Source organism: Streptomyces sp. NBC_01320 (genome assembly GCF_035974375.1).
GTDB lineage: Bacteria > Actinomycetota > Actinomycetes > Streptomycetales > Streptomycetaceae > Streptomyces > Streptomyces yanii.
In genome coordinates, this window is the sequence record NZ_CP108390.1 from 3,060,942 (window position 1) to 3,073,140 (window position 12,199).

At 69.4% G+C, this 12,199-nt stretch carries 11 protein-coding genes and 1 pseudogene; 7 read left to right on the forward strand and 5 right to left on the reverse strand.

Features of this window, described 5'->3' with window-relative positions; genetic code table 11:
- Nucleotides 1-223 precede the first annotated feature (223 nt).
- Both OG395_RS14220 and OG395_RS14225 read right to left on the reverse strand, forming a co-directional pair.
- A complete protein-coding gene (locus OG395_RS14220) occupies nucleotides 224-436 on the reverse strand; it encodes a DUF397 domain-containing protein (RefSeq protein WP_327243259.1) in 213 nt (70 codons plus the stop codon).
- On the reverse strand, nucleotides 433-1,296 hold the full coding sequence (locus OG395_RS14225; RefSeq protein ID WP_327249334.1) for a helix-turn-helix domain-containing protein: 864 nt from the start codon (nucleotides 1,294-1,296) through the stop codon (nucleotides 433-435). The genes OG395_RS14220 and OG395_RS14225 overlap by 4 nt, the downstream gene beginning before the upstream one ends.
- 166 nt (nucleotides 1,297-1,462) lie before the next feature.
- On the opposite strand from OG395_RS14225, the gene OG395_RS14230 reads away from it, so the two are divergent.
- Both OG395_RS14230 and OG395_RS14235 read left to right on the forward strand, forming a co-directional pair.
- The gene (locus OG395_RS14230) at nucleotides 1,463-1,927 is read left to right on the forward strand and encodes an ATP-binding protein (RefSeq protein ID WP_327243260.1); all 465 of its coding nucleotides are present in this window, start codon (nucleotides 1,463-1,465) and stop codon (nucleotides 1,925-1,927) included.
- Nucleotides 1,928-2,015: 88 nt separating this feature from the next.
- Entirely contained in the window at nucleotides 2,016-2,411 is a 396-nt protein-coding gene (locus tag OG395_RS14235) for a hypothetical protein (RefSeq protein WP_327243261.1), read from the forward strand.
- A gap of 84 nt (nucleotides 2,412-2,495) precedes the next feature.
- Here the strand turns inward: OG395_RS14235 and OG395_RS14240 are convergent, their stop codons facing one another.
- A complete protein-coding gene (locus OG395_RS14240; protein ID WP_327243262.1) occupies nucleotides 2,496-3,488 on the reverse strand; it encodes an alpha/beta fold hydrolase in 993 nt (330 codons plus the stop codon).
- A 391-nt stretch (nucleotides 3,489-3,879) separates the two neighbouring features.
- Between OG395_RS14240 and OG395_RS14245 the strand changes: the two genes are divergently transcribed.
- Nucleotides 3,880-5,040, forward strand: a complete 1,161-nt coding sequence (locus OG395_RS14245) for an ATP-grasp domain-containing protein (protein ID WP_327243263.1) — start codon at nucleotides 3,880-3,882, stop codon at nucleotides 5,038-5,040.
- A gap of 172 nt (nucleotides 5,041-5,212) precedes the next feature.
- On the opposite strand, the gene OG395_RS14250 is transcribed toward OG395_RS14245, so the two are convergent.
- Together OG395_RS14250 and OG395_RS14255 are read right to left on the reverse strand one after the other, a co-directional pair.
- Nucleotides 5,213-7,333 carry a PQQ-dependent sugar dehydrogenase gene (locus OG395_RS14250; protein ID WP_327243264.1) on the reverse strand — a complete coding sequence of 707 codons (2,121 nt, stop codon included), beginning with the start codon at nucleotides 7,331-7,333 and terminating at the stop codon, nucleotides 5,213-5,215.
- Between the two features lie 59 nt (nucleotides 7,334-7,392).
- Entirely contained in the window at nucleotides 7,393-8,355 is a 963-nt protein-coding gene (locus tag OG395_RS14255) for a hypothetical protein (RefSeq protein WP_327243265.1), read from the reverse strand.
- A gap of 744 nt (nucleotides 8,356-9,099) precedes the next feature.
- Here OG395_RS14255 and OG395_RS14260 point away from each other — a divergent pair.
- The 4 genes and pseudogenes from OG395_RS14260 to OG395_RS14275 all read left to right on the forward strand — a co-directional run bounded on the left by OG395_RS14260 (nucleotide 9,100) and on the right by OG395_RS14275 (nucleotide 12,191).
- Nucleotides 9,100-10,314: a TIGR03118 family protein gene (locus tag OG395_RS14260; protein WP_327243266.1), complete on the forward strand. Its 1,215-nt coding sequence runs from the start codon at nucleotides 9,100-9,102 to the stop codon at nucleotides 10,312-10,314.
- A gap of 328 nt (nucleotides 10,315-10,642) precedes the next feature.
- Complete coding sequence (locus tag OG395_RS14265; RefSeq protein WP_327243267.1) at nucleotides 10,643-10,861, forward strand: hypothetical protein; 219 nt, start codon at nucleotides 10,643-10,645, stop codon at nucleotides 10,859-10,861.
- A gap of 305 nt (nucleotides 10,862-11,166) precedes the next feature.
- Nucleotides 11,167-11,538: pseudogene (locus OG395_RS14270) on the forward strand (ATP-grasp domain-containing protein); the annotation flags it as partial.
- A 173-nt stretch (nucleotides 11,539-11,711) separates the two neighbouring features.
- Nucleotides 11,712-12,191 carry a hypothetical protein gene (locus tag OG395_RS14275; RefSeq protein ID WP_327243268.1) on the forward strand — a complete coding sequence of 160 codons (480 nt, stop codon included), beginning with the start codon at nucleotides 11,712-11,714 and terminating at the stop codon, nucleotides 12,189-12,191.
- Nucleotides 12,192-12,199: the final 8 nt, after the last annotated feature.

The window sequence follows — 12,199 nt, forward strand, 5'->3', positions numbered from 1 at the left end:
ACCTCGTCGACTCCTGCACCGCTGTGACCCGAACGACGCGCAGCGCGGTTTCGCCCGGCCAAGGGCCTCCAGTCCTCCCTCAACCGCAGCGCACGGCACGCCGCGCGGCGGATGATCCGCGGTGACGAGGGAGGGGACGACACGGCCTGACCGCCTGGGGCCAGACATACGCGTGGGACCTGCTGCGGCGGTGTGCGACAGGTCCCACGAGGTGGCGCAGGACTCAGGCCGACCGGTCGGTGGCCAGTCCGACGAACCCGGCCCACGCGCGGGGGGAGACGGTCAGGACCGGTCCGGCGGCGAGCTTTGAGTCCCGGATGTGTACGGCTCCGGTGGCGTTGGCCACCTCCACGCAGTCGCCCCCCTCGGCGCCGCTGTAGCTGCTCTTGAACCAGGCAAGTTCCGGAGCTGCGACCGAGGTCTCTGCGATGTTCATAGCTCTCCCAGCAACTTCTCGACGAATCCCTGGGTCTCGCGCGGAGTGAGAGCCTGGGACCGGATGATCCCATAGCGCGCGGCGGCGAGACGGACCTCTTCGCGGTCCGTCAGCAGGCTACTTCGCCCTTGGACCTCCATGTACGTGAGCTGCTCGCCACCCTTGCGCGTGATGACGGTGAATGGGCCGTCCACACCCGCGTTGTCCTCACGATCGAGGGGCATGACCTGGATCTCGACATTGCGCTTCTGGCCGATGAGCAACAGTTGTTCGAGCTGCCCTCGCAACACCGACTTCCCGCCAAGTGGCCTACACAGCACGGACTCTTCGAGCACGAAGCTGAGCAGTGGCGCAGGCCAGCGGTTGAAAATTTCCTGCCGCGCAAGACGGGCTGACACTCGCAGCTCAATCGTCTCCTCATCCAGCAACGGGCGCCGCATGGCGAGCAATGCCCGCGTGTATTCCTCCGTCTGCAACAGCCCCTTGACGACGTGCGTGTCATAGGCGCACAGCTCGACCGCCTCCGCCTCCAAGCGCGCCATGTCCCGAAAGAAGGCCGGGTACTGCGCCCGCCCAACCTCCTCCTTCAGCACCTTGAGAACGCCCCCGGCATCCAGTACCTCGTCCGCCCGGTCGATGAACCTCGGCGGCGGGATACGTCTCCCCTGCTCGAAGGACGCGACCGACTGTCCCGCGTAGCCCACTCGCTTCCCGAACTCGGGCCGCTCCAGCCCCGCTCGAATCCGCAGCAGCTTCAACTGCCTTCCGAACACGGCCACCACGCCCGATCCCGGTTCGTCCTCCGGCCGGGTCCCGGCGCCATCCCGTACGGCCTGCTCGCCCGGCTCGCCCTGTTCCATCGGCTCCGAAGAGTCCATCGGCCTCACCACCTCACCGGCCCAACGCCGCGCCCCGAACATCGTCACGCGGCGCGCCTCGTACACACCGCACGCCGTCGCGTACAACCAACACCCGACGGCGCGTCACCACTGGTCACGCTACGCCACCGAGCGTCACCGTGAAGACATGACGAGCAAGCCACCACTCCCCGTGCGCCTCACCCGCACCACCCAACCCCTGTTCCCCTGGCAACACTTCACAATGCGCTTCAGCTCCACCCCACGCGGTGCCCGTCTCGCCCGACGCCTGGCCGGGGAACGCCTCGACGCCTGGGGAGTCCCTTACGGAAGCGACGCACACGACGTGCTGACGCTGATCGTGGCGGAGCTCAGCGCGAACGCCGTACGCCACGGGCGCGTACCCGGCCGCGACTTCCGCCTCCGGCTCTCGGCCGAGGTCGTGACGCTGCGCGTGGAGGTCACCGACTCACGCGGCGAGAGCATCCCGGCCCTGGCCGAACCGTCCAACGACCTGGACGGTCGCCGCGGCCTCCTCCTCGTGTCCGCACTCACCGACCGCTGGGGCTGGTATCCGTGCGTCGACGGGCCCGGCAAGACAGTATGGGCCGTGCTGGACGTGGGCCTGTCGTAGTGGCTCACCCACTCACACGACCGCCCTGCCGGCCCGGAACTCCGCCCCCACCTTCGCCCAGCTCCGTGTCTCGCAGGCCGGCCACAGCTTGAACACCACAGCGCTGGTCGTCGCTCTGCGGGTGCTGGCGGAGGCATGGCCTCGGGCGCGGAACGTGGCAGAGGCGGGCAGGGAACTGGCTGCGCGGCTGGAGCCGCTACTGACCGACGCCGCACCCGCCTCCGGGTGGAAGCAGATGCTGGATGCGGGGCGGGACCAGCGTTGGCGTGCCCGGGTCGCCGTAGCTGAGCTGCGCCTGCTGCCGGACAAGGCCGAACGGGAGAGCATCACGCAGCAGTTCGCGCAGACTTCGGTCGACCTCCTGCGCGGGCCGGACCGCGACCCCGCCGGACTGTCGGCCTGGGTGGACTTCGAGACCCGGTCCGCCGAGTACTACAGCCTTCTTACGGAAGTCACAGACCACAGCCTCTCGTCGGCCGGTTGATCCACAACGTGGGTACGGACCAATGACATCGGCCGATGCACACCCAGGCCAACGGTGGCGGCCCAGTCGTTGCGAGGGTTCGATTCACGTAGCGCTCCGCTCACTCGCCTCGCGCCGATCGCGCTCCACGGCCCGGTGGTACGCCGAGTCCAGCTCCCCCACCCCGCTGCCGGGCCGCCCCACCCGCAGCAGCTCACGCCACCGTTCCTGGCTCCAGTCGGCCGGGGCCGTGGTGCGCACGAAGTCCTCGACCAGGGCGCGGAAGCGCGCGGGATCGCTGTGGAAGGGGAAGTGGCCCGCGCCCTCGAAGATCTCCAGGCGGCTGCCGGGCATCGCCGCGTGCGCGCCGTACGCGTGCCGGACCGGCACCACGCTGTCGCGCGATCCCCACAGCAGCAGCGTGGGCATGCCTTCCGCCAGATAGCAACGGTCGAGCATGGTCACCACCTGGCCCCGCCAGTCGACCACCGACCGCAGGGTGCTGATGAAGGCGCTGCGTGACGTGGCATCGGGGAGGGCGTCCACCACGTTGAGCAGCTCTGCGGCATCCTGCCCCAGGTCGGTGTCGAGCCGTTTGATCAGCCGGCTGAAGAGGCCGACCTGGCTGCGCATGCCGGGGAGTCGCAGCGTGGACAGCATCAGGTCCGCGCCCGGCAGCGACACCGCTCGCAGGACAGGGTTGATCTCGCGCCCCACGCCGCCCGTGCTTACCAGGATCAGGCGGTCAGTGCGCTCGGGGAACTGGTACGCGAACTGCATGGCCACGCCACCGCCAAGCGAGTGACCGACCAGGGTGGCACGCTCGATGTCCAGCACCCCCAGCAGGTCACGCATGCCGTTTGCGTATGCCGCCACCGAGTAGTCGGCCCGCGGCTTGTCGGAGGCCCCGTGGCCCAGGAGGTCGGGAGCAATGACCGTATGGCTGCGGGCCAGGTCGGGGATCAGATTCGCCCAGGTCGCGGAGGAGTCGCCGATGCCGTGGATGAGCAGGATCGCCGGACCGTCCCCGGCGATCCGGTACGCGCGGCGATAGCCGTGCACCACGTGGTGGCGCAGCGGCACGTCCTGCCCTGACACCGAGCGCAGGCGCCCCGCTCGGGGCGGGCGTGGTTCACGTTCTGGGGCGCCGACCACAGGCACGTCTCCCGTCTGCTTCCCCCGCTTCCTCCTCGAGCGTAGAGCCTCCGGCGCACAGGGGATTTCCGGGACGTTTCAGGCAGTGCGCGTCTGCTCGGCGAATCCGAGCGGGAAGAAAGTGGAAGGACTCCCGTCGAATCGGCATGCAACCACGTGCCCGCGAATTCCGTAACACGGACGTAGCAGTCGGGTGAGTCTGCGCACCCTATGATCACCCCCAGCACACCCGCCGCCGGCTTCCCTTCACCTGCCGCGGTTCTGTGCCTCTCCCTCTCCCTGACCGGGCACGGCCCTGCCCTGCCGTGCCCGCGCCCCCTGGAAGGCGGCCTGAATGGTCTCTCCCGTACGCGTCTGGCTCAACCGCACGTACGCGGAGAACGTCTTCTTCATGGATCAGCTGCGGGACAATCCCCAGCGCCGCCCCGTGGAAATCCATGCCACGCACGGCGACCCCGACTCCCCCGTGCTGGCCGCCGCCGACACCGCGGCGCTCGAACCGGAGGGCCTGTCCCCGGCCGCGTACCTCGAATACGCGCTGGCGCAGTGCGCCCGGTACGCCGTCGACGTGTTCGTCCCGGTCCTCCACCAGGCGACCGTCGCCGCCCACCGCGAGGAGTTCGCCGCGCTGGGGACGGCCCTGCTCACACCGACCGCCAAGGCCGTCACCACGTTCCAGGACAAGGCCCGCGCGTACGAGAAGGTGCAGGAGATCGGTGTCGCGGTGCCGCCATGGTGGCGGGTGCGCACCGAAGAACAACTCCTCGCCGCTGTCGACGCGTTGGAGGAGGCAGGCCACAAGGCATGCTTCAAACCGGCTGCGGGAGCGGGCGGTGTCGGCTTCCGCATCATCACGCGGACCCCGTTCTCGTTGCTCCACCTCGGCGGCTTCCCGAGCCCGTACGTCCCTCTCCAGCTGGTAGTCGAAGCCCTGCGCCGCACCGAACGCCGCGTCGACTGGCTCGTCATGCCGCGCCTGGACGAGCCGGAGGTCTCCGTCGACTGCCTCACCGGCCCCGACGGACGGGTCAGAATGGCAGTGGGGCGCACGAAGAACGGACGCCGGCGCGGCTTCACGCTCGACCCTTCATGGACCGGACCGGCCCGCCGCATCGCGGAGACGTTCGGACTGCATCACCTGACGAACATTCAGTTCCGGCTGTACGACGGTGAACCGGTGTTGCTCGACGTCAACACCCGCCCTGCGGGTGGTCTCCACCAGCTCTCCCAGTGCGGGCTGAACGCCCCCTGGGCCGCGGTGCGGCTCGCCCTCGGCGAGGAACCGGGCGACCTCGAACCACGGTTCCTCGGTCCGGACTACGCGGTCGTGGCAGGACCGCGTCCGCTCCAGCCAAGAGCACTGCCGCAGCAGCGGACCGACTCCCCGGTGCTGCAGCCCACAGCCCCGACCACACCCGCTCCCTCGCAGGCGACCTCGCCCACCCCCGCGCCCTCCGAGCAAGGGCGTGCCGAGCCCGCGCTGCCGATCAGCTGAGGGCCTCTTGACCAGTGAAAGGAGGATTGCCGAGGTCTTTGTTTCTGCTCCTGCCGGAGGCACCTGATCGATGGAGAAGCGCATCGGGTCCTACCCGCGTATGCGTGTTGAGCCCCGAACCTTGCGTGACGGTGCGGGAGCGGGCCGACGGTCTCGGCCCGCCCCCGCGAGGTCAGTCGTCGGCCGGAGTGCCCGTCACCTTCACGTGACGGACGCGGCCCGCGTTGTCGAAGGATCCGAAGCCCACCCGGCCCGAGGCGAAGACCGGGTCGGTGGCCGTGATCAGCGGGTTGCTGCTGCCGTCCAGGTAGACGGCGGTCTCACCGGTGTCGGCGCAGTGGGTGAGGCGCACCTTGTGCCATCCGTCGTCCTTGATCGCCGGAGGTGCGCCGAAGCTACCGTTCCACTGGTCGTCGATGCGCAGCCGGTCGGCGTCGTTGACCGTGAACATACCGTTGTGCGGGTAGATGGTGTTGTCGCTCGACAGGTGCGCGTACTGGAATCGGGTGTCGGACTGGTAGTCCCAGATGAGAATGACATCACGGTTGGTGATCTCGACGGGGGTGTCGATCCGTACCTCCGCCTCGACGGTGACGGAGGAGTACCGCGGGCCCGCGGTCAGGACGGCGTACTCGAAGGGGCGGCGCGGTCCCGGGCGGGAGACGCCCGGCTCGGCCAGGATCGTCTCGCGTTCGGTGTACGCCCACTTGGCCGGGGTGACCGGCGCCCAGTTGTCGGGCCCGGTGGTGTGGGTGGTGGGGGTGTTGCCGACCTCGCAGTCGGCGAAGGTGCGGGTCCCGGTCACCTTCCAGACCTTGCCGTTGGCCTTCGAGACGATGTACAGGCCGCCGCTGCGGTCGGAGCCGAAGCGCAGGTCGACACGTTGGTCACCGGCGAGGTCGCGCATGGTGACCGTCTTCCCGGTGGACTTGTCGAAGAGCATCAGCTGCTCGAGCGGCGCGAGGTCGGCGCCCCGCTTCATGTCGCGGGTGTCCGCGGCCAGGATCCGGCCGTCCACGAGGTCGCCGAAGATGTACTTTCCGCGCAGTGCCGGCGCGTCCTTGCCGCGGTAGACGGAGCCTCCGGCGATGGCGCGGCCCACGTCGGACCGGCAGTTCCAGTCGGGTCCCGGGTCGTGGTCGTAGGCGGCGACCGGGTAGGTGTAGCCGTACTGGGCGTCATCGGCGGGGAGAGGGAGGATGCGGGCGCACGGGTCGGTGGTCTTCTTGTCGAAGGCGAAGGGACCCTCGCGCTCGCTCCAGCCGAAGTTGTCCCCGGCCTTGACCTCGTACACCGACTCGATGGCGTGCTCGCCTATGTGACCGAGATACATACGGTGGCTGCCGCCCGCGTCCCAGCTGAAGCGGTGCGGGTCCCGCATGCCTATCGCGTAGATCTCCCCGAGGGCACCGGGCTCACCGACGAACGGGTTGGACGCGGGGATGCCGTACCGGCCGTTGGCGCTGTCACGGCCCGCGGGGTCGATCCGCAGAAGCTTGCCATGCGGGAGCGCCAGGTTCTGCGGCTCGCTGTTGCCGACGCCCTGCCCTCCGTCGCCCACCGCGAGGTAGAGGAGGCCGTAGTCCTCGTCGTGGGGCTTGGCCGTCGGGTTGAAGTCGATCTGCTGAATGCCGTGGACCTGGCCGCTGAAGCCGATACGCAGCACCTCGCGATGGGTCCCGTGGAAAACGTCCGCGGAGGGGTCGTCGGCGGTCCACTCAGTGATGACGCCGTGATAGCTGAGCGTGCCGGCCTGCCGGTAATCGGGGGTCTCGGTGGCCTGCGAGGCGAGCTCGGTGTGGATGGTGTAGAAGCGCCCGTTCGTGCCGAACTCCGGGTGGAACGCGGCGTACCCGAAGCCCTGGCCGAGACCGCGGCCCGAGAAGAAGTGCGGGAATGCCGCCTTGACGTCCAGGTACGGGTGCGGGGTGCCCCCGGAGGTGCGCGTCGCCGCTCCGGGGTCGGTGAGGTACAGGGTGCCGTTGAGGTCGGGGGTCGCCATCCGGCCGGAGCCGTCGGGGAGTTCATTGATCGTGTTGATCCGGGCATGGCGCATCAGGCGCGGGTCCGTCGGCGCCGGAACCGGTTCCGACTTGGGGAACTGCGCGAACTCCTGCAGGACGAGACCCGTCCTGGACTGGACGGGCTTCTGCGGAATGGGGTCGGTCAGGGCGGCTGTCGTGGCCGCGGCGGGCTCATCGGCGTGGGAAGGCGCGGCGAGGCCGCCCAGGACGAGAGCTGCGCCGACGGCCGCGGCCGCCCAGTTCCTTCGGTATGTACGTCGTGACGCCATGCGGGTCCCTTCGGGCTGGCGCGATAAGTAGGAAAAAGGCGATCCAGGGATGCGAAAGGTCAGTGGCCCCGCGTCATGCGCTGGTACTCCGCCGCCACCGCTCCGGCCGGCACCGGGCGGTCCAGGAACAGGAGGTCGTCCATGCGGCAGTCGCAGGCGTTGCTCTCCCGGGTGTTCTGGGGGAAGCTGCCGCCGATCTTGATGCCGCGGGGATCGGTGGGCGAGGCGCGGTGGGGCGCCGGCGTGGTGGCGAGTTCCCAGGGGTCGCCCGGCGTGACGTAGAAGCCGTCCAGGGGCTTCCCGTCGCGGTAGAGGGCGAGTGTGCCGTCGCGGAAGTCGAACGTCGCGGCCAGGTGGACCCATTCACCGCGGGGCAGTAGTTTTTCCCAGGGAACGTCGGCAGCGAAGGTCTGGGAGGCGCCGCTGTCCAGGCGTCTCCCCAGCGCGACCAACTTCAACTCACCGTTGACCTGGATGAGTTCGAGCAGCGCACGCACCGCGTGACCGTCAGAGGTTCCGGACAGTACGCCGGCCAGCCCGATCGCGTTGTAGCGGTCGCTCGGGTTGGCCGTGTTGGAGTTGAGGGCGGGATTGTCGCCCGTCATCTTGAACCAGCCCATGACGGTGGCACCCCGGGCGCTGCGGAAGGCCCCGAGGGACGACATGCCCTCGGCATCCCAGGTCCCGGCCTTCCAGTCGTCGTTGCCCGCGGTGGCCGGGTTCTGCTGGCGCACCTGCAGGGCGGGCGAAGCGCCCGGGTACGCCTCGTCGGCCACACGCATCGCGGAACCGCCGTTGATCAGGCTGAGCGTGGTTCCGGAGCGTCCGATGTCCTGCTCGCGACCGGGGTCGGCGGGGTCGGGGTGCCCGAAGTCGTACGCCGCCACGGCCTGTGCTCGCAGCGGAGTGTGGGTGGTTGACGGGTGGGCCGCCTGAGCCGGAAACGTGGCGGCGGCAAGCGATGCGGTCGCGGCGAGCGCGGCGACGGCGAGTGAGTAGCGTCTGGATCGGGGCGGTGTCATACGGCCTCCCAGCGGCAGCGAAGGGTCAGTCGGCCGGGGGCTCCCGGTCGATAGAAAGCGCTTTCGTCCGCGTGCGGGGACCATGTAACCCCTTCACCGCGCCCCTGACAATGGGCGTGTACTCGCCAATTTTTTTGGCTCGTGCTGCACACCGGGATCGCCCGGGAACACCTGCCGCAGGAACTCGGCTTCGGCTCGGGCATGACGTGCCGGTGCCACCTGACTGAGTGGACCGAGTGCGCCGCGAACAGGCAGGCACCATAAGCGCCGAGCTGAGCGATGCCCCGTAAGCGATCTTGATATGCGATGGTCTTGGGCTGCGGCTGGTGTGATCACGGCGTCGGAGCCGTCTTGGACAGCCCCGTTCACAGGGCTGAGCCCGCGTACCTTCGGCAAGTTGGTGACTCAGTTGCGCCGTGAGGGTGCCGGCGCGCCGGGGCGTCCTGGACCGCTGCCGCCAACGACCGTCGGACGATCCGTATCTGTGGTCCACCACGCTGTTCGACAAGGTGGCCGGGCGGCGCCTTCCTGCTGGCTGTTCGCGCCGCTCATGGTCTCGGCAGGCGTCTTCGGCCCGAGCGTCAACGTCACGGCGGCGTAGGAAGCGGCGTGGACGGCGGCGTGAAATTCCGCCTGTCGATGACGTTCTCTGCGTGTCGCTGGTCCATTTAGTTGCTGTCACATGAGATGACTTCTAACGATTTGTCCCGTACGGGGGCCCGTATTGGAACAGGAGCAATCCGCATGGCATCACAGGCATCGGCCCGTAGACCCCATCCCAGCCTTCGGCGGCTGACCACGGTCGCGCTCGCCCTGGGCACGCTCGGCGCGCTCGTCGCCGCGGCCCCGCCCGGGGCCGGGGACGCGCCCGGGGCCGGGGACGCGCCGCGCAAGGCCCATCACGGCTTCCGGGAGCGCGATCTCGTATCCGACATCCCGGGCCGGGCGGAGAAGACCGATCCGAACCTGGTCAACCCCTGGGGTCTGGCCCGCACACCCGCCGGCGAGATCTTCGTCTCGGACAACGGCTCGGACAAGGCCACGACGTACTCGGGCGCCCGGGACAACAAGCCGGTCAAAATCCACCCTCGGGTCGTGTCGATCCCCGAGGGCGGCGCCCCGACCGGGGTCGTGCGCAACGACACCGACGCCTTCCGCTTCACCGACTCCGAGTCCGGGAAGTCCGGGGTCGCCCGCTTCCTCTTCGCGGGGGAGGACGGTGACATCTTCGCCTTCAACCCGCGCGTGAACCCGACGAACGCCGTCCGGGTCGCGCACGAGGACAGCGATGGCGAGACCGCCGTCTTCAAGGGCCTGACGGTCGTGCCGGGCCAGAAGGAGCACGGGAAGGACAAGGGGCATGGGGAGGACTGCAAGAAGGGCGATAAGCGCCACAAGCCGCGCCTGCTGGTCGCGAACTTCCGTGACGCACGCATCGACAGCTTCGACACGAACTTCAACCTTCTGCCGCCGGACGACCGGTTCCAGGACCCGAACATCGAGAGCGGCTTCGCGCCGTTCGACGTCAAGCTGATCGGCGACAAGGTCTTCGTGACCTACGCCAAGCAGGACGCCGACAAGCACGACGACGTCGCCGGTCCCGGCAACGGCTTCATCGACGTGTTCAGCACGAAGGGACGGCTGCTCAAGCGCTTCGCGAGCCGCGGCGTGCTCAACTCGCCCTGGGGCCTCGAGACGGCGCCCGAAAAGTTCGGGAAGTTCTCCGGCGACCTGCTCGTCGGCAACTTCGGAGATGGCAGGATCAACGCCTTCGACCTGAGGACCGGCCGGTTCGAGGGAACCCTGCGGCACCGCAACGGGAACCCGATCGTGATCCCCGGGCTGTGGGGCCTCCAGCGCGGCACCGACAAGTCGGGCGGCAGGCACAGCGTCTGGTTCGCGGCGGGAATCAACGCCGAGAACAACGGGCTTCTCGGCACTCTGCGCGCCGAGAAGTGATCCGTCGCCGCACCCCGGGTGCTCGCCGGGCGGCTGCACCCGCCGGGCGAGCACCTGCCCGGCCACGGCTGCTCGCCCTCGCCTACCGTGACGCCCTGGCCGGCCGCGTCGTCTCCACGTCACGCCGCCCGCTGCGGGGCGGCGAGGAGGAAACCCGCCGGGAACAGGCCGCGCGCGCCACCGGCTTCACGGGCACCGCCCAGATCCTTGCCCAGGAGTACAAGCATGTCGTCCTCGCCCAAAACCTGCGGAGCCGGAGGAGCACGAAGTCACCGACCGGCGTGGGTGAGGCTTCGTCGCTCGTCAGGTCGAGTCGCGACGCTTTGAAGTGCCCGAGGCAGCGCCGCATCTGCGCGGCGTCATGGCGGTCATGCACGGGTACCAGGACGCGGACGGCGGCCAAGGGGTGGGGCCGGCGGACGCGATGAACGTGGTGCTCGCCGCCGCATTCCAGACCGCTGATCTGTTCACCACCGACCGGCACTTCCGGATGATGCGGCCGCTCACCGCCCACAAGGCGTTCCGGCTCCTGCCCGACGACCTCTGAGGGCGGGCCAACAGCGGGAGGACCTGCTCCGAGAGCACCGGCACAGAGCTCTCCACCGCTCACGTAGCGCTGCGCTCGCTGGCCTCGCGCAGACCCCGCTCCACGGCCCGGTTGTACGCGGAGTCCGGCTCCCCCGCCGTGCCCCGGGCCGCCCCAGCCCCAGCAGCTCACGCCACCGTTCCTGGCTCCAGACCGCCGGGACCTTGGTGCGCACGAACTCCTCGACCAGGGCGCCGAAGCACGCGGGATCGCTGTGGAAGGGGAAGTGGCCCGCGCCATCGAAGATCTCCAGGCGGCTGCCGGGCGCAGTGGGCCGCACCAAGAAGGTCCGCCGGCGCGGATCCACGCTCCGCCCGTCGTGGATCGAGCCGTCCCGGCTGATCGCCCGCACCTTCGGACTTCACTGGCTGACGAACATCCAGTACCGCATGTACGAGGGCGAACCGGTTCCGATGGATGTCAACACCCGTCCCGCAGGCGGACTGCACCGGCTCTCCCGGTGCGGGCTGAACGCGCCATGGGCCGCCGTGCGCCTGGCGCTGGGTGACGATCCCGGCGATCTGACCCCGGACTTCCTGGGAGCGGACTACGCGGTCGTGGCGGGTCCGCGCACACTGCGCCCGGTGGCGCGGCCGCAGCAGCGGACGGACTCCCCCGCCGGGGCCGTCTCGCTCTGATGCCCCCTGCGACATCTCGGCAGGGAGACCGCCAGGGGCTTAACCCCCATGAGACGCGTGGGGGTAAACCCCCAGTGAAGTCGGGGATCAACCCGGTCGCTCGGACGACGCCCGGTCCGTAGGTTCTGGGGTGGAATCGACACACCGTTCCACCCAGCCTACGGAGGCCCCTCGTGACCGCCCCTTCGCGCCCGCGCACGCGCACGCGCACTCTTCATCCGCTCGTCGCGGCCTTCGTGCGGTTCGTCGTGTGTGGTGGCGGTGTCGGGCTGGCGTCCAGCGGGGTGCTCGTGCTGCTCAACGACCGGATCCCGATGGCCGTTGCCAACGCGCTGGTCACCGTCGTCTCCACGGTCATCGCGACCGAGTTGCACGGGCGGGTCTCCTTCCGGAGCGAGCGGAAGGGGTGGGGAGTCCATCTTCAGTCCGGGGTGACGGTCGCCGTGAGCTATGCGTTCACGACAGGGGCGCTGTTCTGCCTGTACGCCGTCCGGTCCGAGCCCTCGGCCCTGGTCGAGCAGACGGTCTATCTGTCGGCGTCCGCTCTGGCGGGGATCGGACGGTTCGCACTGCTGCGGGTTGTCGTCTTCGCCGACCGGACCCCTGCGCGCGACGCCTCGCTCAGCAAGGCTGCGGTGGCCATGGCCGCGTGACGCCGCCT

Coding starts and splice junctions, on each gene's coding strand:
- OG395_RS14245 (WP_327243263.1), top strand. CDS start 3,880: ATGGTCTCTCCCGTACGCGTCTGGCTCAACCGCACGTACGCGGAGAAC.
- OG395_RS14225 (WP_327249334.1), bottom strand. CDS start 1,296: ATGGAACAGGGCGAGCCGGGCGAGCAGGCCGTACGGGATGGCGCCGGG.
- OG395_RS14230 (WP_327243260.1), top strand. CDS start 1,463: ATGACGAGCAAGCCACCACTCCCCGTGCGCCTCACCCGCACCACCCAA.
- OG395_RS14250 (WP_327243264.1), bottom strand. CDS start 7,333: ATGGCGTCACGACGTACATACCGAAGGAACTGGGCGGCCGCGGCCGTC.
- OG395_RS14260 (WP_327243266.1), top strand. CDS start 9,100: ATGGCATCACAGGCATCGGCCCGTAGACCCCATCCCAGCCTTCGGCGG.
- OG395_RS14220 (WP_327243259.1), bottom strand. CDS start 436: ATGAACATCGCAGAGACCTCGGTCGCAGCTCCGGAACTTGCCTGGTTC.
- OG395_RS14255 (WP_327243265.1), bottom strand. CDS start 8,355: ATGACACCGCCCCGATCCAGACGCTACTCACTCGCCGTCGCCGCGCTC.